Source organism: Pseudomonas sp. LBUM1641 (assembly GCF_059716235.1).
This window is the reverse complement of sequence record NZ_CP166815.1, coordinates 5,484,438-5,504,516: the sequence shown is the minus strand read 5'-3', so window position 1 is coordinate 5,504,516 and position 20,079 is coordinate 5,484,438. Positions and strand designations below refer to the sequence as shown.

The following is a 20,079-nucleotide window of genomic DNA, read 5'->3' as shown; positions in this document are numbered from 1 at the left end:
AGCGCTGGCCTCAGCGGGGAGATTCACACAATCAATGACGCATCTTGTTGTATTTGCCTGATTGACCATAGCTGCTAACGTCCCCAAAGCTCCGCTTTCATCGCAATCAAAAGCGGCCGGACCACTCAGGTAAGAGGACAAGAATAATGCAACCTGATTTCTGGAATGACAAACGCGCCGCCGGGGTTCCCAACGAGATCGACCTGACCGCCTACAAGTCGGTGATCGAAGTCTTCGAGCGTTCCTGCAAGACCTTTGCCGACCGTCCGGCGTTCAGCAACATGGGAATCACCCTGACCTACGCCGAGCTGGATCGGCGCAGCGCAGCATTCGCCGGCTACCTGCAAGTGCACACCGACCTCAAGCCGGGTGACCGCATTGCGGTGCAGATGCCCAACGTCCTGCATTATCCGATTGCTGTGTTCGGCGCCCTGCGCGCCGGGCTGATCGTAGTCAACACCAATCCCCTGTACACCCCGCGGGAAATGCGCCATCAGTTCAAGGACGCCGGGATTCGTGCATTGGTGTACCTGAACCTGTTCGGCTCGCGGGTTGAAGAAGTCAGCAAAGACACCGAGATCGAGTACCTGATCGAAGCGAAGATGGGCGATTTCATGCCCGCCGCCAAGGGCTGGCTGATCAACACCGTGGTCGACAAGGTCAAGAAAATGGTCCCGGCCTACAACCTGCCCCAGGCCATCTCCTTCAAGCGTGCCCTGCACATGGGCGCCGGCCAGGCGCTCATCCGCCACCCGGTGACCCTCGACGACATCGCCGTGCTGCAATACACCGGCGGCACCACCGGCCTGGCCAAGGGCGCCATGCTCACCCACGGCAACCTGGTAGCCAACATGCAGCAAGTGCGGGCGTGCATGTCGCAACTGGGGGACGACGGGCATCCGCTGATCAAGGAAGGGCAGGAGGTGATGGTCGCGCCTTTGCCGCTGTACCATATCTATGCTTTCACCGCGAATTGCATGTGCATGATGGTGTCGGGTAACCACAACGTGCTGATCACCAATCCCCGGGACATCGGCGGCTTTATCAAGGAGCTGAAGAAGTGGCGCTTCACCGGGCTGCTGGGGCTCAACACGCTGTTTGTGGCGTTGATGGATCACCCGGAGTTCAAGAGCCTGGATTTCTCTCACCTCAAGCTCACCAACTCCGGCGGCACCGCCCTGGTCAAGGCCACGGCGGAGCGCTGGCAGCAACTGACCGGCTGCGCGATTGGCGAAGGGTATGGCCTTACTGAAACCTCGCCGGTGGCCAGCACCAACCCCTATGGCGGCAAATCGAAGCTGGGCACCGTAGGCATTCCGGTACCGGGCACGGCGATGAAGGTCATCGACGATAACGGCGTGGAGTTGCCGCTGGGCGAGCGGGGCGAGTTGTGCATCAAGGGCCCGCAAGTGATGAAGGGCTATTGGCAGCAACCGGTGGCGACCGCCGAGACCCTCGACGCTGAGGGCTGGCTCAAGACCGGCGATATCGCGGTGATTGACCCGGACGGCTTTGTGCGCATTGTTGATCGCAAGAAGGATTTGATCATCGTCTCGGGCTTCAACGTGTACCCCAACGAGATCGAAGACGTGGTGATGGCGCACCCGGCAGTGGCCAGCTGCGCGGTGATTGGCGTGCCCGACGAGCGTACCGGGGAGGCGGTGAAGCTGTTTGTGGTGGCCCGTGCCCAGGGCGTGAGCCTTGAAGAACTGAAGACTTACTGCAAGGCCAACTTCACCGGCTACAAGGTGCCCAAGCACATTGTGTTGCGTGAGTCGTTGCCGATGACGCCGGTGGGCAAGATCTTGCGGCGTGAATTGCGCGACATAGCCTGATTTGAAATAGTCTCAAAATGTGGGAGCGGGCTTGCTCGCGAAAGCGCAGTGTCAGTCACACGATATGTCGACTGATACACCGCTTTCGCGAGCAAGCCCGCTCCCACATTTGGTTTTCATTCATTCAGTGGAATCGTGTGAACGCCCATTCCAGAGCCTTTTCCAGGCTTATAGAATCTTTGCTCTAAAAATGACCATTAGATATTCTTGAGTCATGTTTATGACCGTAGGGGCCTCTTTTGGCTCTAGGCGGCCTTTGGCAAAGCTGCTACTCTCGGCGCGCTTTGTGACCTCTTGGCCTGCTTTTAACCGCCAGACTCACCCAAAAACAAACAAATAATAATCGCATCAAATGCGATGAATGAATTCGCGTCGCTGAGGAGTGGGCTTCCATGATCGAAGACTTTTGGAAGGATAAGTACCCCGCCGGGATTGCTGCAGAAATCAATCCAGACGAGTATCCGAATATTCAGGCGGTACTGAAACAGTCCTGCCAACGCTTCGCCAACAAACCGGCTTTCAGCAACCTGGGCAAGACAATCACCTACGGTGAACTGTACGAACTGTCCGGCGCCTTTGCCGCCTACCTGCAACAGCATACCGACTTGCAGCCCGGTGATCGAATCGCCGTGCAACTGCCCAACGTCCTGCAATACCCCGTCGCCGTATTCGGTGCCATCCGTGCCGGCTTGATCGTGGTCAACACCAACCCGCTGTACACCGCGCGGGAAATGGAACACCAATTCAACGACTCCGGTGCCAAGGCCCTGGTCTGCCTGGCCAACATGGCGCACCTGGCTGAAAAAGTCGTGCCCAAGACTTCCGTCAAGCACGTGATCGTTACCGAAGTCGCCGACCTGTTGCCGCCGCTCAAGCGCCTGCTGATCAACAGCGTCATCAAATACGTGAAGAAGATGGTCCCGGCGTACCACTTGCCCAAGGCGATCAAGTTCAACGACGTATTGGCCAAGGGTCACGGCCAGCCGGTGAGCGAAGTCAGCCCCGACGCCAATGACGTGGCTGTGCTGCAATACACCGGCGGCACCACGGGCGTGGCCAAAGGCGCGATGCTGACCCACCGCAACCTCGTCGCCAACATGCTGCAGTGCAAGGCGCTGATGGGCTCCAACCTCAATGAAGGCTGCGAGATCCTGATCACCCCGCTGCCGCTGTACCACATTTATGCCTTCACCTTTCATTGCATGGCGATGATGCTGATCGGCAACCACAACATCCTGATCAGCAACCCGCGCGACCTGTCGGCGATGGTCAAGGAACTGTCGAAGTGGAAGTTCAGCGGCTTTGTCGGCCTGAACACCCTGTTCGTTGCGCTGTGCAACAACGACGCCTTCCGCAAGCTGGATTTCTCGGCGCTGAAAGTCACCCTGTCGGGCGGCATGGCCCTGCAACTGGCGGCGGCCGAGCGCTGGAAAGCGGTCACCGGCTGCTCCATCTGCGAAGGTTACGGCATGACCGAAACCAGCCCGGTGGCCACCGTGAACCCGATCCAGCACATCCAGATCGGCACCATCGGCATTCCGGTGCCGTCGACCCTGTGCAAAGTCATCACCGATGACGGCGTCGAGTTGGCACTGGGTGAAGTGGGCGAGTTGTGCGTCAAGGGCCCGCAAGTGATGAAGGGCTACTGGCAGCGCGAAGACGCCACTGCCGAGATCCTCGACAGCGAAGGCTGGCTGAAGACCGGTGATATCGCGATCATCCAGCCGGATGGCTACATGCGCATTGTCGACCGCAAGAAGGACATGATCCTGGTCTCCGGTTTCAACGTGTACCCCAACGAGCTGGAAGACGTGCTGGCGACCCTGCCGGGCGTGCTGCAATGTGCGGCCATTGGTGTGCCGGACGAGAAGTCTGGAGAACACATCAAGATCTTCATCGTGGTCAAGCCCGGTGCCACCCTGACCAAAGACCAGGTGATGGAGCACATGCGCGCCAACGTCACCGGCTACAAGGTGCCCAAGGCCGTGGAATTCCGCGATGCGCTGCCGACCACCAACGTCGGCAAGATCCTGCGCCGTGAATTGCGGGATGAAGAGCTGAAGAAGGCCGGGTTGAAGAAGTAACCGGCCTTAAAACAAAAAGCCCTGCAGATGCAGGGCTTTTTATTGGGCGATGATTCCGCAACTTGGAATGCAATCCAAATGTGGGAGCTGGCTTGCCTGCGATAGCGGTGGGCCAGTCACAGCCGTGTTAGCTGACCCACCGCTATCGCAGGCAAGCCCGCTCCCACAGTTTTTACCGTATTCCTACAGTGCGAACTGCGCGAAGCTCACATTGGCACCGGCCGGGCGTACGTCCTTGAGGAACGAGTCTTTGTCCGCACTCAGCTCCAGGGTGATTTCCGGCTTGCGCTTGCCAGCATTACGCACCACCAGCCCTTCAAGCTTCTCGCGCAAAAACACCGTCGGCACTTTCAAGTGCAGCAACTGGTCGCTGTCCGCGTTGTGCATCAGCAAGTGAATCCACTCGTACTGGCCCACGGCAATCCGGCCCACCGGCAGGTCGAACCACCAGATGTTGCGTTTGCGGTCCAGGTCGGTGAAATGGCAGTTGTTGACGCCGAGTACGGCACCGCCCAGTTCCTGGTTTCTGCGGGCGATGGCCTGTGCTTTATTGAGTTTCATAACCTTCCTACGGGATCTGTTATCCAGCGCTTGCGCCTGGATGTGCCCGGCATTCTCGTGGGTTGGCCGCAAAACATAAAGCCAAACCTGTATGCCGCGATGAAATGCAGTTCAAAAAATAATTGAAACTCTCTGGAAAGGCCAAGGGTCAACGATTACGTAGTGACCAAAATCCTTGATTGTTCCCAGGAGAAATACCATGAGTAGCACATCGGATAAGGCAAAAGGTTTAGCGAACGAGGCCGTTGGCAACATCAAGCAAGGTGTTGGCAAAGTCACCGGCAACGACAAGTTGCGGGCTGAAGGCGTGGTTCAGGAAAAGAAAGGCGAAGTGCAAAAAGCAGTTGGCGACACCAAGGACGCGGTCAAGAAAGCGACCAAATAGTCCCGACCTGGCTGACTGCATTCCAGCCGCCCGACGGCCATCCACGGATGGCCGTTTTTGTGTCACCTGCAGTGATTAAAGATTGGAAATTGTTTCAGGGTCGCCAAATGGGCTACCTTGATGTAGAAAACGGCCCCTGAGTCGCCCACGAACTCAAATTTTTTGCGGCGAAAGGAGACGCTATGATTTTTCCGGTATTACAAGGCTTGCCCCTGCACAAGGTGCTGGTGCGCACCGTCACAGAGTTCCTCGATGACGAGATGCCTACGTACGCCTCGGCACTGGCCTACCAGATGCTGTTCTCGCTGTTTCCCTTCCTGCTGTTCCTGATTGCCCTGATCGGTTTCCTGCACCTGCCGGACTTCTTCACCTGGCTGCGCATGCAATCGGAACTGGTGTTGCCGCCCCAGGCCCTGGAACAGGTCAACCCGGTGATCGACCAGTTGCAGCAATCCAAGGGTGGCCTGTTGTCGGTGGGTATCGTGATCGCGCTGTACACCGCCTCGGCGGGTGTACGCCTGATGATGAGCGCGATGAATGCCGCCTACGACGTAGTGGAAGGCCGGCCGATCTGGAAGCGTTTCCCGCTGTCGATTTTCTACACCGTAGGCTTCGCCGGCATGCTGTTGGCCGCCGCAGCCCTGATGGTGCTCGGGCCGCAGGTGATGGAATGGCTGGCGGGGCAGATCGGGATGCAGGAATTCGTGGTCACGTTGTGGACCATCCTGCGTTGGCCGCTGATCGTGATCCTGTTGATGTTCTCCGTGGCCTTGATGTACTACGTGATGCCTGACGTGAAGCAGAAATTTCGCTTTATCACCCCGGGATCGGTGCTGGCGGTGGTGGTCTGGATCATCGCTTCCCTGGGGTTTGGCTACTACGTCAAAACCTTTGCCGACTACAACGCCATGTATGGCAGTATCGGCGCGATCATCGTGTTGCTGCTGTACTTCTACATTTCGGCCGCTGTGCTGTTGCTGGGGGCGGAGATGAACGCGGTGATCGAGCACATGTCGGCTGAAGGCAAGGATCCTGGTGAAAAGGACTTTGGCGAGCACGACGAAAAAAAGCATGTTTCCGGCCTCGGCCGAGACCCCTCACTCAAGCCCACTACCGACGAAGTCTGATCGATGATCCGTGAAATCCTGAAAATGGGCGATGAGCGCCTACTGCGTGTTGCTCCGCCGGTTCCGCCGGAGATGTTCGACAGCCCCGAGCTGTGGCAGTTGATTGATGACATGTTCCAGACCATGGAGCATGTCGGTGGCGTTGGCCTGGCCGCGCCGCAGATCGGCGTAGACCTGCAACTGGTGATCTTCGGTTTCGAGAGCAGCGAACGCTACCCGGACGCGCCCGCCGTGCCCCAGACCATCCTGATCAACCCGCTGATCACGCCACTCAGCCCGGTGCTGGAAGAAGGCTATGAAGGCTGCCTGTCGGTGCCCGGCTTGCGTGGGGCAGTGGACCGGTACCAGCAGATTCGCTACGAAGGGTTTGACCCCAAGGGCGAGCCGATTGTGCGGATTGCCGAAGGCTTCCACGCACGAGTGGTCCAGCACGAGTGCGATCACCTGATCGGCCGGCTGTACCCTTCGCGGATTACCGACTTCAGCAAGTTCGGGTTTATCGAAGTGATGTTCCCGGATATGGATCCCACAGCGGACGAGTAACCCTCAGGCAAAACACACATCAAAATGTGGGAGCTGGCTTGCCTGCGATAGCATCACCGCGGTGTAGCTGATACACCGAGGTGCCTGCATCGCAGGCAAGCCAGCTCCCACAATTAGGCCATGTTCATTCAGATTATTTTGCGGGCTTCACAAACCGCAACGTCATCCGGTCCGACTCACCAATCGCCACATACTTCGCCTTATCCTTCTCCCCCAACGTCAACGCAGGCGGCAAGGTCCAGACCCCATCCGGGTAATCCTTGGTGTCTTTCGGGTTGGCATTGACCTCGCTCTGCCCCTCAAGCTTGAACCCCGCATCAGTCGCCAGTTTCACCACATATGCCGTGGTCAGGTAACCACTGTGCTTGATGTCTTCCAGCGACGCCCCGTTCTTGGCCCGGTGATCCACCACACCCAGCACGCCACCCGGTTTCAACACCTTGAAGAATGCTTCGAACATCGCCGGCGCCGTATCCGCCATCACCCAGTTGTGCACGTTGCGAAAGGTCAGCACCGTGTCGGCCGAGCCTGGCTTGCCGAGCACCGGCGCCTTGGGGTCGAACTCGGCAAAGGCCGCCTTGGCGTAATGCACCGGGTCTGCGGCGAATTTCTTCTTCAGATTTTCTTCAGACGTACGCGCGTAAGCACTGCTGCTCGGGGCCTGCACGGCGGCGATGTAATGGCCGTTGTCCTTGAGCAGCGGCGCCAGCACTTCGCTGTACCAGCCGCCACCCGGGGTGATTTCGATCAGGGTCTGGTTGGCCCGCAAGCCAAAGAATTCCAGGGTCTGTTGCGGGTGACGATAGACATCGCGCGCGCTGTTGGCCGGCAGGCGCCAACTGCCGGCAAGCACGGTTGCGTACTGCTCGGCGGTAACCGGGGCTTCGGCTGCCTGGCTCAAGGCCGGGGCGAGAAGGGCGGCAAGGGACAAAGCTGCAAGGGTCGCTTTCATGATCTTCCAGGGAGTGGGGCCTATGTGTCGCCGAGGCTAGCATGGGGGCCACAAACGCTGTTTACACATTATCGATGGTCGACCTCACCAACGGTTCTAAGCCCATCGCAATCATTGGCTTGTTACGTTTGTAACGCACCAGCCGCTCGGACAAGGACTGCGGCAGCAGCGTGTCCTGGGTAAAACCCTGGCGCTGGTAAAAGCCTTCCAGCTCCGGATGGCACAGCAGCCACACCGTTCCTTCAACGCCGGCGACCGAGGCTCGAATCAATTGTGCCGCCAGCCCTTGGCCACGCATGGCCGGGTCGACAAACAGCCCGGTCAGCCATTGCCCGCCCACAACTGGCGTCAGGCACAGGCCCGCGACAATCTCGCTGCCTTTGGCCACCCACAACTGGCCGCCCTTGAGGGCCTTCATCGGTGAGTTATGGCGGCGGTAGAACTTGTTCAGCAGCGGCCACAAAGGCTCTGCCAGTCGGTCGATGTGCAACTCGGGCATGGTTTTCAAACACGCAAATTCAGGGGGCGAAGATTATAAGTCGGGCAAAGCGCCTTCTGTTGGGCAATCGGTGTTATACCCAGTGTTACATCCCCTGTAAGTGGAGCACGCATCATGGCCAAAGGTCTAAATTCCAAGAAAGCTGACAAGAAGAAACCGGCAAAGACCGCCGATGAAAAACGCGCCGAGAAAAAGGCCAAGAAAACCGACAGCAATCTGTTCGGTCACTAAAGTTCTAAGCTAAGCACCAAACGATCTGCAAGATTTTCCCGCCTCATTGCACAGAGCAGGATGAAGCCGACTTTTTCGTCGGTCACGCCTGCCCTGAGCTGCCGATGTCCAACTACCTTGATGAAACCCACAGCTTCGAAATCGAGGCCCTGGCAAATACCTTTACCGCCCGCACCGAGTGGCCGACCTGGCTGCTGTTGATCGGTGTGTATGCCGGCTGGTTTGCGGTGATGTTTGGCAGCCATTGGCTTGGCCGGTGGCTGAGTACCGCGCTGTTGATTCCGCTTGTGACGCTGTGGATGTCCCTGCAACACGAACTCCTGCACGGCCATCCCACCCGTTTCAATGCCCTGAACAAAGTCCTCGGCTACGCGCCGTTTGCCGTCTGGTATCCGTACACCCTGTACCGCAACTGCCACCTGGTGCATCACAACGACGAAGACCTGACGGTGCCCGGTGTCGATCCGGAAAGCCGCTACCTGAATCAATTGCAGTGGTCAGCGAGTTCACCCTTTGAGCGCACCCTGCATTGGCTGACCAAGACCGTCCTCGGGCGCTTCCTGCTGGGCTCGCCGCTGGCGCTGTGGAAACTGGCACGCAACGAATTCAGGCGCCTGCGCCAAGGCCAGCGCCAGGCCTGGTTGATGTGGCTGAGCCATGGCACCGTGACCGCGCTGATGCTGACCTTCATCGCCCACTACAGCGTGCTGCCGGTGTGGCACTACGTGGCGCTGGTCAGCGTGCCGGCCTTGTCGGTGGCGGCGATCCGTTCCTACTATGAACACCGCCCGCACCCGCAACCGGAACAGCGCACGGTGCTCAATGAAGCCGCCTGGCCGTGGACCTGGTTGTTCCTCAACAACAACCTGCACCTGGTGCACCACGACCTGCCGAAGTTGCCGTGGTACTTGCTGCCCACCGTGTACCGCGCACGCCGCGAACAATGGGTGGCGCGCAGCGGCGGGTTCCTGGTGCGGGGTTACGGCCAGTTGATCGGCCGTCACGGGCTCAAGGCTATCGACAGCCCACGGCACCCCTTTGCTTGAGAGACGACCATGAGTGACCGCTACGCCGAACTGCTGATGTACGTGGCGCCGCAAGAGGTGCAACAGGCCAACGAGCGCTGGCTTTCGCGCATCCTGGAGCGCCTGGGCGTGACCCGCCGCAATGCCGAGCATCTCGACCTGCGCAGCCTGTGGCGCGCGCCCGAATTGCTGCTGACGCAAACCTGCGGCTACCCGCTGATGACCGAGCTGCGCGGGCAGGTCCAGGTGATCGGCCGCCCGCGCTACGAGTTGCCCCACAGCAGCGGCGGCGCCCATTGCAGCCTGCTGCTGACCCGCGACGACAATCCACGCAGCACCTTGGCCGACTTCCACAACAGCCGCGGCGTGATCAATGGCCACGATTCCAACAGCGGCATGAACCTGCTGCGTGAACGCCTGGCGCCGCTGCAGCAGGGCGGTCGGTTCTTTGCCGAAGTCGGCATCAGCGGCGCCCATCGTGAAAGCCTGCGCTGGCTGCGGGAAGACCGCGCTGACCTTGCCGCCATCGACAGCGTGACATTCGACTACCTCGCGCGTTTTGCGCCGCAGGAAGTGGCCGGGCTGCGGATCGTCACCCGCAGTGCGCCCAGCCCGACGTTGCCGTACATCACTGCGTTGGGCTCAAGAGAACACCTGCGTGAAGCCATGAACCTGGCCTTGCAGGACCTGCCCGAAGTGGTGCAAACCCTCGGCGTACACGAAGTGCTGCCCGCCACCGAAGCCGATTACCAGGTGCTGCTGGATTACCGGCAGCAGGCCGAAGCCTTGGTCTACTCAAAGCTTCAATAAAGTTATATAAAAATACCTTTTAAATATTATTAAAGAATAAGCAGCCTTGCTAGGATCGCTCCACCGGAACACCGGACATAACGCGCAACCTACTCAGATGGAGCCACTATGTCCGGCGCCGACACTTCTCACAGCGACTACGTGGGCGGATTATTCCGCAGTCATTACGACTGGCTGTGCAGCCGTTTGCACCGCCACCTCGATTCCCGTGCCCACGTCGAAGACATCGCCGCCGACACCTTCGTCCAGCTTCTGAGTTCCCCGGGCGTAGTGCCGATTCGCCAACCCCGCGCCTTGCTCACCACCATTGCTCAACGCCTGATGTATCAACTGTGGCGCCGTCGAGACCTGGAGCGCGCCTACCTTGACGCCCTCGACCAGGACGAAACCTCGCCCGCACCTTCTCCCGAACACCTGGCGCAAATGCTCGAAGCCCTGCAAGCCATCGACCAGTTCCTCGACGGCTTGCCGGCCAAGGTCAAGGCGACCTTTTTGCTGTCGCAGCTCAACGGCCTGACCTATCCGGAAATCGCAGCTGAACTGGGCATTTCCCCGCGTTCGGTCAGCAACTACATGAGCCGTTTGCGCCAGACCCCGGGCCAGCAATACAGCCACCTGTCGCCGACGGCGCCGGAAGGGGCGTTTTTCTACACGCGACTCAGTTATGACTTTTAAACCCTGATCTTGAAGGGTGTGGAGATCAAATGTGGGAGCGGGCTTGCTCGCGAAAGCGGTGTATCAGTTAGCACATGTATCGACTGACACGACGCCTTCGCGAGCAAGCCCGCTCCCACACTGACTGTGCTCACTTTGGATTGTTTGTAGATTGAAAATTGAATCTCCAAGAGGCTATTCATGAGAACACTAAAAAACCTGCTCGGTGGCTCGCTCCTGGCACTCACCGTCCTGGCACAATCCGCCACAGCCGCCGAGCCAGCCAAACCGATTCACTTCGGCGACATCACCTGGGAAAGCGGCAGCCTGATCACCGAAGTGCTGCGCCTGATCGTCGAGAAAGGCTACGGCCTGCCCACCGACACCTTGCCCGGCAGCACCGTGAGCCTGGAAGCCGCCCTGGCCAAGAACGATATCCAGGTGATCGGCGAGGAATGGGCCGGGCGCAGTCCGGCGTGGGTCAAGGCTGAAAGCGAAGGCAAAGTATTCGGCCTGGGCGACACCGTCAAAGGCGCCACCGAAGGCTGGTGGGTGCCGGAATATGTGATCAAGGGCGACGCCGAGCGCGGCATCAAACCCTTGGCCCCGGAGCTTAAATCCGTCGCCGACCTGGCCCGCTACAAAGACGTGTTCCGCGACCCCGAAGATCCCACCCGCGGGCGCTTCCTCAACAGCCCCACCGGCTGGACCTCGGAGATCGTCAACAGCCAGAAACTCAAGGCTTACGGGCTGACCGACACCTTCGTCAACTTCCGCACCGGCTCCGGCGCTGCGCTGGATGCCGAGGTGGCTTCGTCGATCCGACGCGGCAAGCCGGTGCTGTTCTACTACTGGTCGCCGACGCCACTGTTGGGGCGCTTCAAGCTGATCAAACTGGAAGAGCCGCCGTTCAACGCCGAAGCCTGGAAGACCCTGGCCGACGCCAACAACCCGCACCCCATCGGTACCCGCTCGATGCAGGCGCGGTTGGCGATTGGCGTGTCGGCGCCGTTCAAGGCGCAATACCCGCAACTGGTGACGTTCTTTGAAAAGGTCGACCTGCCGATTGACCTGCTCAACGGCATCCTCGCGCAAATGGCCGAGAAACGTACCGCGCCGCGCCAAGTGGCTGAAGCGTTCCTGAAAGAACAACCGCAGGTCTGGCAGCAATGGGTGCCGGCGGACGTCGCGGCCAAGGTCAAGGAGACTCTCTGATGCGCAAGCTCATCGCAGCCACACTGTTGGCGCTGTGCGCCGGGCCCCTGCTGGCGGCAGAACCGGCCACCCTGCGGGTCGGCTACCAGAAAAGCTCGGTGAGCATGGTGCTCGCCCGTGAGCATCACCTGTTCGAAGAAGGGCTGCCGGGCACCAAGGTCGAGTGGATCGAATTTCTTGGCGGCCCGCCGCTGATCGAGGCCTTGAACGGCGGCAGCATCGACATCGGCAATATCGGCGACATCCCGCCGATCTTCGCCCAGGCCGCCGGGATCGACATTCGCTATATCGGCGTCGAACCCAACGACGGCCGCACCGAAGCCATCCTGCTGCCCAAAGACAGCACCGTGCAAAGCGTGGCCGAACTCAAGGGCAAGCGCGTGGCGCTGCTCAAGGGCTCCAGCGCCCACAACCTGTTCCTCAAAAGCCTGCTGCGTGCGGGCTTGCAGTGGAAGGATGTGAACGTGGTGTACCTGTCGCCCTCCGACGGCCGTGCCGCGTTTGAACAAGGCAAGGTCGACGCCTGGGTCGTGTGGGACCCGTACTACTCGGCGGCGGTGGTGGACGGTTCGGCGAAGGTGCTGGGGGATGGCCAGGGGCTGAACCCGGCGGGCAGTTTCTTCATCGCCAGCGGGCCGTTTGCCAAGCAGCACCCGCAGGCGATTGCTGCGATTCTCAAGGTGTTTGCCCAGGCGCAGCGGTTGTCCCTGGACCAGCACGACGAAAGCGTCGCGCTGATGGCCAAGACCCTGGGCTTGCAGCCGGCGGTAGTAGAAAGCTACTTCAAGCACCGCTCGCCAACGCCGAGCCGGCCACTGAACGCGACGGACATCGCCACCCAACAAGGCACGGCCGACGCGTTTTTTGCCAACGGCCTGATCCCGAAAAAGGTCGACGTGCAGCAAGTGGTGTTCAAGGCCCCATAGCTTTTCGGTATGCGAATACCCCTGTGGCGAGGGGGCTTGTCCCCCGTTGGGCTGCGAAGCAGCCCTGAAACCCGCCAACCCGCTCTGACTGAAACAACTCGGCGATCTTATTGGGGCCGCTTCGCGACCCAACGGGGGACAAGCCCCCTCGCCACAAAGAGCACGCCATGCAACCGATCGGCATCGACTTCCTCAACGCCATCGAATCCAGCGTTGCCATCCGGCTCGGTGGATGTGTTGGCCCTACCTGTAAAACAATGAAGATCAAATGTGGGAGCGGGCTTGCTCGCGAAAGCGCTGGATCAGTCAATGCATCTGGTGACTGTCACACCGCTTTCGCGAGCAAGCCCGCTCCCACATTTTGATCGCATTTCAGGTCATGAATTTTCGGCAGCCAAGGCAGCAATCACCGCCGGCCGTTCACCAACCCGCTGCTGAAACTTCGCCAGCGCCGGCCACTGCTGCAAATCGATATCAAAGAACCCAGCCCAACGCAGCACCACAAACAGGTACGCATCTGCCACGGAGAACCGCGCGCCCAACAGGTAGTCCTGACGCTCCAGGGTCTGTACCAGAATCGCAAACCGCTTGAACAGCGTGGCCTTGAACAGCGCCTTCACCTCATCCGGAATCGCGTCCTTGAACAACACTCCCAGCCCGCCATGAATCTCGCTGGAGACAAAGTTCAGCCACTCCTGCAAACGCACCCGCTCCCAACTGCCATTGACCGGCGCCAGGCCAGATTCGGGGACCAAGTCGGCCAGGTATTGCAGGATGGCGGCACCTTCGGTCAGCACCTCGCCGTTGTCCAGTTGCAACGCCGCCACGTAACCCTTGGGGTTGATCTGCAAGAAGTCATCACCGTCAGCCGTGAGCTTTTTCTGGTTGTCGACGCGAATCAATTCAAACGGCAGGGCCAATTCCCGCAGCACGATATGGGAGGCGAGGGAACAGGCATTCGGGGAAAAATACAGCTTCATCGGGGCAACTCCGCAGGACAGTTGCCTTCAGTCTCGTGGGCATGGCACCTTGCGTAAAATTAATCTTTCAGAACCCTGCCATAAGGACAGCTACTGCCATGATGAACCTGATGCACTGGCGCCTGCTGGTGGCCGTGGCGGACAACGGCAGTATCACCGCAGCCTCCGAACGGGTGGGCATGACCCAGTCCGCCGCCAGCCAGGCCATGGCGGCCATGGAGGCCAACCTCGGTGCGCAGTTGTTTGTACGTGAAGCGCGCCAGACCTTGCCCACCGCCTTGGGCCTGCAAGTGATCGAGCAGGCGCGGGTGATGCTGGGGGCCTTGCAGGCGATTCGTACCACCGTGGACGAAGCGCGGCCCATGCTGCGTGGGACGATTCGCATCGCGAGTTTCCCCATGGTGCTCGCGGTGTTTCTACCGCCGCTGTTGCGGCGATTCAACCAGCTTTACCCGGGCATCGAGGTGACGGGGCTGGAAGTCACGGACGATGAAGTGAACACCTTGCTCGACGCGAATTTGATCGACCTCGGTGTGGTGCTTAACCCGCCGTCCGAGCGCAATGCTGCGGTGCTGGGGCGCGATAACTGGGTGGCCGTGTTGCCGATGGCACACGCGTTTTCCCGGCGCCCGGCGCAGGCAACGGTGGCGCTGGAAGAATTGGTGGAGCAGCCGTTTGTGCTTGCCACCGGCGGCTGCACCGTCAACGCCCGCAGCCTGGCGCAGGAAGCCGGTTTGATATTGCGCGAGGTAAGGGTGGAAGTGCGCGAATGGAACAGTGCCTTTAGCCTGGTGCGCGAAGGTGTCGGCGTCACCCTGGTGCCCGAGATGACCCTGCCGGCCCAGCGCCACGGCTTGCGCATCATACCGCTGGCGGAACCGGTGCACCGCGAGTTCGCCTTGGTCACTTCACGCCACCAACCGCCTTCTGCAGCCGTTAATGCCTTGTTGCAAATGCTGGCTGACTAGTGGCCTTGCATAGCGCCAACGCCTGTCTATGCTCACCCACAACCGTTGATGACGCATGGCATATAAAGCGTTTCGGATGGTTTCTCCCCATAAAGGTCTGTGGTCAAGATTCAAACCGTGAATGGAATGCGCCCGCGTGGGCGTCGGGAAAATAAAGGGTGATCCGCCATGTTCAACCGCCAACACAAATCCGACCTGCTGGAAATCGAACGTTTCTCCTGTGCCCTCACCGAAGCCAAGGCTAAATTGGCCGCCATCAGCCGTTCCATGGCAATGATCGAGTTTGACCGCAACGGCATCGTGCTGGATGCCAATGAAAACTTCTGCAAGACCATGGGCTACAGTGCCGACGAAATTCGCGGCAAGCATCACCGGATTTTCTGCGAAGAGGCCTACACCCACACCGATGCCTACGCCAAACTCTGGCGCGACCTGGCGCGGGGCGAGCCCCTCAGCGGCACGTTCATGCGGTTGAATAAACATGGCCAGGAAGTGTGGCTGGAGGCCAGTTACATGCCGGTGCTCGGTGCCGATAACCAGGTACAGAGCGTGATCAAGGTCGCCTCGGATATCTCGGCGCGAATCCATCACGAGCATGAAAACCAGAGCCTGATCGACGCCATCGGCCGTTCCATGGCGGTGATCGAATTCACTCCGCAAGGCCAGATCCTGAATGCCAACGACAACTTCCTGAAGACAGTGAAGTATTCCCTCGGTGAAATCGTTGGCCAGCACCACAGTATGTTTTGTCACCGCGGTGAGACCGATTCGCCTGCCTACAAGGCATTTTGGGCCTCGCTCAATCGCGGCGAATATCACTCTCACCGGTTTGAGCGCAAAGACAAATTCGGCCAAACGCTGTTCCTGGAAGCCTCCTACAACCCGATCTTCGATGCCAGCGGGCGCCTGTACAAAGTGGTGAAATTCGCCAGTGACATCACCGACCAGGTCACCACCTTGCGCACCGCTGCCGACTCGGCCCACGCCACCTCGGTGCAGAACGACGCCTGCGCCCGCAAGGGTTCGGAAGTGGTGCAGCAGACCGTGCAGATCATCGAAGAAATTTCCCGTGACCTTAACGAGGCCGCCGTGAGTATCGACGCGGTGAGCAAGCAGTCGGACATCATCGGCAGCATCGTCCAGACCATCCGCGGCATCGCAGACCAGACCAACCTGCTGGCGCTCAACGCCGCGATCGAAGCGGCCCGGGCGGGTGAACACGGGCGCGGGTTTGCGGTGGTGGCCGATGAGGTGCGCAGCCTTGCCGCACGTACCAGCCAGGCGACGATCGAGATTGTGGATGTGGTGCGCAAGAACCACGACCTGTCGATCAGCGCGGTGTCGAGCATGCAGTCGAGCTTGAGCCGCACGGGGCTTGGGGTGGAGTTGGCGAATGAAGCAGGGCAGGTGATCCTGGAAATTCAGGAAGGGTCGCGGCATGTGGTGGATGCGATCAGTCAGTTCAACTCGACACTTCAACTGCAGTAACCGGTATTCATGACTGACACATGACCTGTGGCGAGGGAGCTTTTGTGGTGAGGGGGCTTGTCCCCCGTTGGGCTGCGCAGCAGCCCCAAAAGCGGCCACCTCATTCCATCAGAAGGAACGCGGCGACCGGATTAGGGCTGCTGCGCAGCCCAACGGGGGACAAGCCCCCTCACCACAGGAAAGCCCTTCGCCACAGGGTTTGTATTGTCAGCGCTTAAATCGCAGCCAGGGTTTCTTTCACGGTCTGCGCCTGCGGGTCAGCAGTTTTCGCCGCTACCTGCTGCGCCTGCTGGTCCTTCAGGCGTGCGGCGACTTCCTTGGAAATGGCGTCCTGCTTTTCCTGCGGCATGTTCTTCACATCTTCCTCGGTCAAACCCTGTTCCTTGAGCAGTTGCTCGCGGATGCGCTCGGCCGGGCTTTTCTTCATGTAGTCGGTGAAGTCACTGCGGGCCGATGAGGTGGAGTCGGTCTTGGGCACATCGGTGGTCGACGTGGTCGCGGTGGTGGCCTGCAACTGCACGCGGGTCTTGGCGAAGGCCGCATCGATGTTGTCAGCCGTGGCGTCGGCGGCGGCCTGGGTGGTGGACACGCCGGCGACGCCCTGCGCGTTTTGCGCGGCACCGCTGTATAGCGCGCTGGCTGCGGCGTTGGCCGGGTCCATGTCTGCGCGCTTGATGCGTTGGATCGTCGACTGAGCCTGGGGATTGTTGTTGATCAGCATGATCAGGACACCTGTGGATGTGGGCGGTGCCACAGGAGGAGCAATTAGCGTGCCCAGTGGCAAGGCCCCGTGTTTACCGGGCTTTGGGCCGCCACCGTCGGCAAGCGTTGGCGTGCCGACGGCCAGGGTTTGCCGCTAGTGGGCAATGTTCTCCAGCGCCAGGTTGCGGGTGCGCGGGCCGAACCAACTGATGGTGATCATCACGATCAACATGCTGCTGGCGATAAACGCCAACACGCCCGGCGTGCCGAGGTGTTCGAGAATCACGCCGATCAACAAGCTGCTGAACACCGTCGACAACCGGCTGAACGAATAGCAGAAACCCACCGCCCGGGCGCGGATATTGGTGGGGAACAGTTCGCTCTGGTAGGAGTGATAGCTGAAACTCAGCCAGGCGTTGCAGAAGGTGATCATCACCCCGCAGATCACCAGCCCCACGGCGGTGGTTTGCAGCGCGAACAAACTGCCGAAGATCACCGCCCCCAGGGCCGAGCCGACAATCTGCCATTTGTTTTCAAAACGGTTCGCCACCTTCACAAACAGCAGCGGCCCCAGCGGGTAGGCGAGGGTGATGATGAAGGCATAGCCCAGGCTGTGAGTGACGCTCACGCCCTGGCCCGAGAGCAGCGCCGGCAGCCAATTGCCGAAACCGAAAAAGCCGATGGCCTGGAACACATGAAACACAATCAGCATCAACGCCCGGCGCCGGTACGGCGGTTGCCAGATGTCGGCAAAGCGCCCTTGGCCCTGCACGCTGACGGCTTCAGGTTCCGGTTCATCCAGTGGCTTGCCGTGGTCCTTCTGGCAACGTGCTTCGAGGCTGTCCATGATCTGCCCTGCCTCGTCGAAGCGGCCTTTTTGCGCGAGCCAGCGCGGTGACTCCGGCAGGCGCTTGCGCAGTTGCCAGATAAACAGCGCAAACACCGCACTGCTCAGCACCACCCAGCGCCAGCCCGAGATCCCGAACGGCGCTTGCGGCACCAGCCACCACGACATCAAGGCCACCGCCGGCACCGACAGGAATTGGATGAAAAACGCAAAGGCAAACGCCGAACTGCGCATGCGCTTGGGCACCAGTTCCGAGAGGTAGGCGTCGATGGTTACCAGTTCGATCCCCAGGCCGATGCCCACCAGGAAGCGCATGCAGATGATGCCGAGGGCAGAGGTCTGGATGCCCATCAGCACGGTGGCGACGGTGTACCAGATCAACGCAAAGGTGAAGATCGCCCGGCGCCCGTAGCGGTCGGCAATCGGGCTGAGCAGGCTGGCGCCGAGGAACAGACCGAGGAAGGTCGCCGAGGCAAAGGCCGCTTGATCGGAGAAGCCGAATACGCCCTGGCTGCCGGTGTGGAAAATCCCGTCGCTGATCAACCCGGGGCTGATGTAGGCGGTCTGGAACAGGTCGTATAGCTCGAAAAAACCGCCAATCGACAGCAGCGCCACCAGGCGCCAGACGGTGGCGACGGCGGGCAGGCGATCAATGCGCGCGCTGATGTGCGCGGCGCGGATCGGGTCGATGCCGTCTGCGGTAGAAGGGAAAGACATGGGCAGAAGACTCAATAAGTGATCGGGATCTCGAATTCCTGGAACGCATCATCCACCGGTTGGTAACCCAGCACACGGGTTGTTTCGCTGAGGTCCAGGCGTTTGAAGCGGTTGTTGGAAATACCGTGGGCGATCAGGTGTTTCACCCCGATGGTTTCCACCGAGCGTTGCAGCAACTGCACGGCGTCTCGCGGGCTGAGCCAGGCGCTGAGGTCGCGGGCGTTGTTCAAGTCGTGGGTTTCGGGGAATTCGAACGCACCAATACGCAGGGCGATGGTGGAGAGCGGGGTTTTTGCGGCGTAAAAGCCGCAGAGGGCTTCGCCGTAGCATTTGCTCACGCCGTACAGGTTGGCGGGCAATACAGGCATGCCCGGCGTGATCTGCCGGTCTACCGGGTAGCCTTCGATGGTCTGGGCGCTGCTGGCGAACACCAGACGTTTTACACCGGCGGCCACGGCGGCTTCGAACAGGTAAGTGGTGGCCAGGATGTTGTTGGGCAGTAACTCGTCGAAGGTGGCGCTGGCGTGGGGGATGCCCGACAGGTGCACGATCACGTCAATCCCGTCGAGCAGGGCGGCGAGGGCGGTTTTATCGCTCAGGTCGGCGTGTATGAAACGGTGTTCGCCGAGGGCGAAGTCCGGCTCGATGCGGTCGGTGAGGGTGAAGCGGTAGCGGTCTTTCGAGGCTTCGAAAAACGTCTTGCCAATGCGGCCGCAGGCGCCGGTGAGTAGTACGTTGAGTCCGTTCATTGTGGAGTCCTTGTTTTTAGTTGTGGCCGGCGAGGGCGAACGTCTGGAAGCCGGGGTGTTGGCTGAGTGTTTCGTAGTAAGCGCTGACAGCTGGGTAGGACGGACGCTCCATGGGCGTAATCCGCCAGCGGTGCACCGACAGGCCGATCAGGATGTCGGCGAGTGTGAACTCGTTACCGGCTACGTAGGCGTTGGTTTTTGCCAGCTGTTGTTCCAGCAGGCCCATCTTGTCGTTCCATGCCTTTACCGCGACGGCGATGGCTTGTGCGTCCAGGTTGTCGGGGTTGTTGCGTACCAGCGCGGTGAAAGCATCACCCCAGGAACGGTTGAGTTCGATGGCTTGCCAGTCTATCCATTGCTCGACTCTGGCACGGGCTGCCGGCTCGACGGGCAGCAGGTCGTGACGTTGGTGCAGGCCCACGAGGTAGCGGCAGATGGTGTTGGATTCCCAGAGCACGCCGTTGTCGTCGATGAGTACCGGGACTTGGGCGTTGGGGTTCAGGGCCAGGAATTCGGGGGACTGGGTTGAGGCGAAGCCGATGCCCCAGTCTTCGCGGTCGTAGGGGATGCCCAGTTCCTGGCAGGTCCACAGGACTTTTCGCACGTTGATGGAAGAGGTGCGACCGAGGATTTTCAGCGAATGGCCCATGGTGCTTTCCTTGCGAGGGTGAGAAGGCAGGTGGGCAATTTAGCAGGGGCAGAGGGCTGCGGCGAGTCGTTGGACGGGCAGGTTTGTAAATGTATAGACCGTTGGAAAACTGAACCCTATGGGAGCGTACGG

General features: G+C 60.1%; 20 protein-coding genes and 1 pseudogene. 13 read left to right on the top strand and 8 right to left on the bottom strand.

The window, feature by feature from the left end; genetic code table 11:
• Nucleotides 1–146 precede the first annotated feature (146 nt).
• On the top strand, nucleotides 147–1,835 hold the full coding sequence (fadD2, locus tag ACA046_RS25305) for a long-chain-fatty-acid--CoA ligase FadD2 (protein ID WP_459023241.1): 1,689 nt from the start codon (nucleotides 147–149) through the stop codon (nucleotides 1,833–1,835).
• A gap of 392 nt (nucleotides 1,836–2,227) precedes the next feature.
• On the top strand, nucleotides 2,228–3,919 hold the full coding sequence (gene fadD1, locus ACA046_RS25300; protein WP_497675211.1) for a long-chain-fatty-acid--CoA ligase FadD1: 1,692 nt from the start codon (nucleotides 2,228–2,230) through the stop codon (nucleotides 3,917–3,919).
• A gap of 183 nt (nucleotides 3,920–4,102) precedes the next feature.
• On the opposite strand, the gene ACA046_RS25295 is transcribed toward fadD1, so the two are convergent.
• On the bottom strand, nucleotides 4,103–4,480 hold the full coding sequence (locus ACA046_RS25295) for a hypothetical protein (protein WP_497675210.1): 378 nt from the start codon (nucleotides 4,478–4,480) through the stop codon (nucleotides 4,103–4,105).
• Between the two features lie 199 nt (nucleotides 4,481–4,679).
• Between ACA046_RS25295 and ACA046_RS25290 the strand changes: the two genes are divergently transcribed.
• The 3 genes from ACA046_RS25290 to def all read left to right on the top strand — a co-directional run bounded on the left by ACA046_RS25290 (nucleotide 4,680) and on the right by def (nucleotide 6,535).
• Nucleotides 4,680–4,865 carry a CsbD family protein gene (locus ACA046_RS25290; protein ID WP_058414423.1) on the top strand — a complete coding sequence of 62 codons (186 nt, stop codon included), beginning with the start codon at nucleotides 4,680–4,682 and terminating at the stop codon, nucleotides 4,863–4,865.
• A 182-nt stretch (nucleotides 4,866–5,047) separates the two neighbouring features.
• Nucleotides 5,048–5,992: a YihY/virulence factor BrkB family protein gene (locus ACA046_RS25285; RefSeq protein WP_017475750.1), complete on the top strand. Its 945-nt coding sequence runs from the start codon at nucleotides 5,048–5,050 to the stop codon at nucleotides 5,990–5,992.
• Nucleotides 5,993–5,995: 3 nt separating this feature from the next.
• Nucleotides 5,996–6,535 (top strand): peptide deformylase, encoded by a 540-nt coding sequence (gene def, locus ACA046_RS25280; RefSeq protein WP_017475751.1) that lies wholly within the window; start codon nucleotides 5,996–5,998, stop codon nucleotides 6,533–6,535.
• A gap of 133 nt (nucleotides 6,536–6,668) precedes the next feature.
• Here the strand turns inward: def and ACA046_RS25275 are convergent, their stop codons facing one another.
• Together ACA046_RS25275 and ACA046_RS25270 are read right to left on the bottom strand one after the other, a co-directional pair.
• Complete coding sequence (locus ACA046_RS25275) at nucleotides 6,669–7,487, bottom strand: class I SAM-dependent methyltransferase (RefSeq protein ID WP_497675209.1); 819 nt, start codon at nucleotides 7,485–7,487, stop codon at nucleotides 6,669–6,671.
• Between the two features lie 61 nt (nucleotides 7,488–7,548).
• Nucleotides 7,549–7,986: a GNAT family N-acetyltransferase gene (locus ACA046_RS25270; RefSeq protein WP_459023232.1), complete on the bottom strand. Its 438-nt coding sequence runs from the start codon at nucleotides 7,984–7,986 to the stop codon at nucleotides 7,549–7,551.
• Nucleotides 7,987–8,321: 335 nt separating this feature from the next.
• Here ACA046_RS25270 and ACA046_RS25265 point away from each other — a divergent pair, with 335 nt between their 5' ends.
• The 5 genes from ACA046_RS25265 to ACA046_RS25245 all read left to right on the top strand — a co-directional run bounded on the left by ACA046_RS25265 (nucleotide 8,322) and on the right by ACA046_RS25245 (nucleotide 12,847).
• The gene (locus ACA046_RS25265) at nucleotides 8,322–9,263 is read left to right on the top strand and encodes a fatty acid desaturase (RefSeq protein ID WP_497675208.1); all 942 of its coding nucleotides are present in this window, start codon (nucleotides 8,322–8,324) and stop codon (nucleotides 9,261–9,263) included.
• Nucleotides 9,264–9,272: 9 nt separating this feature from the next.
• Nucleotides 9,273–10,052 carry a phosphate/phosphite/phosphonate ABC transporter substrate-binding protein gene (locus ACA046_RS25260; RefSeq protein ID WP_459023228.1) on the top strand — a complete coding sequence of 260 codons (780 nt, stop codon included), beginning with the start codon at nucleotides 9,273–9,275 and terminating at the stop codon, nucleotides 10,050–10,052.
• 108 nt (nucleotides 10,053–10,160) lie between these two features.
• Complete coding sequence (locus ACA046_RS25255) at nucleotides 10,161–10,727, top strand: sigma-70 family RNA polymerase sigma factor (RefSeq protein ID WP_497675207.1); 567 nt, start codon at nucleotides 10,161–10,163, stop codon at nucleotides 10,725–10,727.
• 180 nt (nucleotides 10,728–10,907) lie between these two features.
• A complete protein-coding gene (locus ACA046_RS25250) occupies nucleotides 10,908–11,921 on the top strand; it encodes an ABC transporter substrate-binding protein (protein ID WP_497675206.1) in 1,014 nt (337 codons plus the stop codon).
• Entirely contained in the window at nucleotides 11,921–12,847 is a 927-nt protein-coding gene (locus ACA046_RS25245; protein WP_497675205.1) for an aliphatic sulfonate ABC transporter substrate-binding protein, read from the top strand. The genes ACA046_RS25250 and ACA046_RS25245 overlap by 1 nt, the downstream gene beginning before the upstream one ends.
• Before the next feature lie 377 nt (nucleotides 12,848–13,224).
• On the opposite strand, the gene gstA is transcribed toward ACA046_RS25245, so the two are convergent.
• On the bottom strand, nucleotides 13,225–13,827 hold the full coding sequence (gene gstA, locus ACA046_RS25240) for a glutathione transferase GstA (RefSeq protein WP_497675204.1): 603 nt from the start codon (nucleotides 13,825–13,827) through the stop codon (nucleotides 13,225–13,227).
• 98 nt (nucleotides 13,828–13,925) lie between these two features.
• Between gstA and ACA046_RS25235 the strand changes: the two genes are divergently transcribed.
• The 3 genes and pseudogenes from ACA046_RS25235 to ACA046_RS25225 all read left to right on the top strand — a co-directional run bounded on the left by ACA046_RS25235 (nucleotide 13,926) and on the right by ACA046_RS25225 (nucleotide 16,283).
• Nucleotides 13,926–14,795 carry a LysR family transcriptional regulator gene (locus ACA046_RS25235; protein WP_497675203.1) on the top strand — a complete coding sequence of 290 codons (870 nt, stop codon included), beginning with the start codon at nucleotides 13,926–13,928 and terminating at the stop codon, nucleotides 14,793–14,795.
• Between the two features lie 168 nt (nucleotides 14,796–14,963).
• Nucleotides 14,964–15,692, top strand: a pseudogene (locus tag ACA046_RS25230) (PAS domain-containing protein); the annotation flags it as partial.
• Nucleotides 15,693–15,710: 18 nt separating this feature from the next.
• A complete protein-coding gene (locus ACA046_RS25225) occupies nucleotides 15,711–16,283 on the top strand; it encodes a methyl-accepting chemotaxis protein (RefSeq protein ID WP_371131994.1) in 573 nt (190 codons plus the stop codon).
• Between the two features lie 214 nt (nucleotides 16,284–16,497).
• On the opposite strand, the gene ACA046_RS25220 is transcribed toward ACA046_RS25225, so the two are convergent.
• The 4 genes from ACA046_RS25220 to ACA046_RS25205 all read right to left on the bottom strand — a co-directional run bounded on the left by ACA046_RS25220 (nucleotide 16,498) and on the right by ACA046_RS25205 (nucleotide 19,947).
• The gene (locus ACA046_RS25220; protein ID WP_076015837.1) at nucleotides 16,498–17,004 is read right to left on the bottom strand and encodes a hypothetical protein; all 507 of its coding nucleotides are present in this window, start codon (nucleotides 17,002–17,004) and stop codon (nucleotides 16,498–16,500) included.
• A gap of 135 nt (nucleotides 17,005–17,139) precedes the next feature.
• Complete coding sequence (locus ACA046_RS25215; protein ID WP_177025691.1) at nucleotides 17,140–18,549, bottom strand: MFS transporter; 1,410 nt, start codon at nucleotides 18,547–18,549, stop codon at nucleotides 17,140–17,142.
• An 11-nt stretch (nucleotides 18,550–18,560) separates the two neighbouring features.
• On the bottom strand, nucleotides 18,561–19,298 hold the full coding sequence (locus ACA046_RS25210) for an NAD-dependent epimerase/dehydratase family protein (RefSeq protein WP_177054573.1): 738 nt from the start codon (nucleotides 19,296–19,298) through the stop codon (nucleotides 18,561–18,563).
• A gap of 16 nt (nucleotides 19,299–19,314) precedes the next feature.
• Nucleotides 19,315–19,947: a glutathione S-transferase family protein gene (locus ACA046_RS25205; RefSeq protein ID WP_459023213.1), complete on the bottom strand. Its 633-nt coding sequence runs from the start codon at nucleotides 19,945–19,947 to the stop codon at nucleotides 19,315–19,317.
• Nucleotides 19,948–20,079 lie beyond the last annotated feature (132 nt).

What these genes read in the sequence shown, in the direction of transcription:
- ACA046_RS25290 (WP_058414423.1), top strand. Translation starts at nt 4,680, where the DNA reads ATGAGTAGCACATCGGATAAGGCAAAAGGTTTAGCGAACGAGGCCGTT.
- ACA046_RS25265 (WP_497675208.1), top strand. Translation starts at nt 8,322, where the DNA reads ATGTCCAACTACCTTGATGAAACCCACAGCTTCGAAATCGAGGCCCTG.
- ACA046_RS25220 (WP_076015837.1), bottom strand. Translation starts at nt 17,004, where the DNA reads ATGCTGATCAACAACAATCCCCAGGCTCAGTCGACGATCCAACGCATC.
- ACA046_RS25210 (WP_177054573.1), bottom strand. Translation starts at nt 19,298, where the DNA reads ATGAACGGACTCAACGTACTACTCACCGGCGCCTGCGGCCGCATTGGC.
- ACA046_RS25295 (WP_497675210.1), bottom strand. Translation starts at nt 4,480, where the DNA reads ATGAAACTCAATAAAGCACAGGCCATCGCCCGCAGAAACCAGGAACTG.
- fadD1 (WP_497675211.1), top strand. Translation starts at nt 2,228, where the DNA reads ATGATCGAAGACTTTTGGAAGGATAAGTACCCCGCCGGGATTGCTGCA.
- ACA046_RS25285 (WP_017475750.1), top strand. Translation starts at nt 5,048, where the DNA reads ATGATTTTTCCGGTATTACAAGGCTTGCCCCTGCACAAGGTGCTGGTG.
- ACA046_RS25250 (WP_497675206.1), top strand. Translation starts at nt 10,908, where the DNA reads ATGAGAACACTAAAAAACCTGCTCGGTGGCTCGCTCCTGGCACTCACC.
- ACA046_RS25235 (WP_497675203.1), top strand. Translation starts at nt 13,926, where the DNA reads ATGATGAACCTGATGCACTGGCGCCTGCTGGTGGCCGTGGCGGACAAC.
- ACA046_RS25205 (WP_459023213.1), bottom strand. Translation starts at nt 19,947, where the DNA reads ATGGGCCATTCGCTGAAAATCCTCGGTCGCACCTCTTCCATCAACGTG.
- def (WP_017475751.1), top strand. Translation starts at nt 5,996, where the DNA reads ATGATCCGTGAAATCCTGAAAATGGGCGATGAGCGCCTACTGCGTGTT.
- ACA046_RS25275 (WP_497675209.1), bottom strand. Translation starts at nt 7,487, where the DNA reads ATGAAAGCGACCCTTGCAGCTTTGTCCCTTGCCGCCCTTCTCGCCCCG.
- ACA046_RS25270 (WP_459023232.1), bottom strand. Translation starts at nt 7,986, where the DNA reads ATGCCCGAGTTGCACATCGACCGACTGGCAGAGCCTTTGTGGCCGCTG.
- ACA046_RS25215 (WP_177025691.1), bottom strand. Translation starts at nt 18,549, where the DNA reads ATGTCTTTCCCTTCTACCGCAGACGGCATCGACCCGATCCGCGCCGCG.
- ACA046_RS25245 (WP_497675205.1), top strand. Translation starts at nt 11,921, where the DNA reads ATGCGCAAGCTCATCGCAGCCACACTGTTGGCGCTGTGCGCCGGGCCC.
- fadD2 (WP_459023241.1), top strand. Translation starts at nt 147, where the DNA reads ATGCAACCTGATTTCTGGAATGACAAACGCGCCGCCGGGGTTCCCAAC.
- gstA (WP_497675204.1), bottom strand. Translation starts at nt 13,827, where the DNA reads ATGAAGCTGTATTTTTCCCCGAATGCCTGTTCCCTCGCCTCCCATATC.
- ACA046_RS25260 (WP_459023228.1), top strand. Translation starts at nt 9,273, where the DNA reads ATGAGTGACCGCTACGCCGAACTGCTGATGTACGTGGCGCCGCAAGAG.
- ACA046_RS25255 (WP_497675207.1), top strand. Translation starts at nt 10,161, where the DNA reads ATGTCCGGCGCCGACACTTCTCACAGCGACTACGTGGGCGGATTATTC.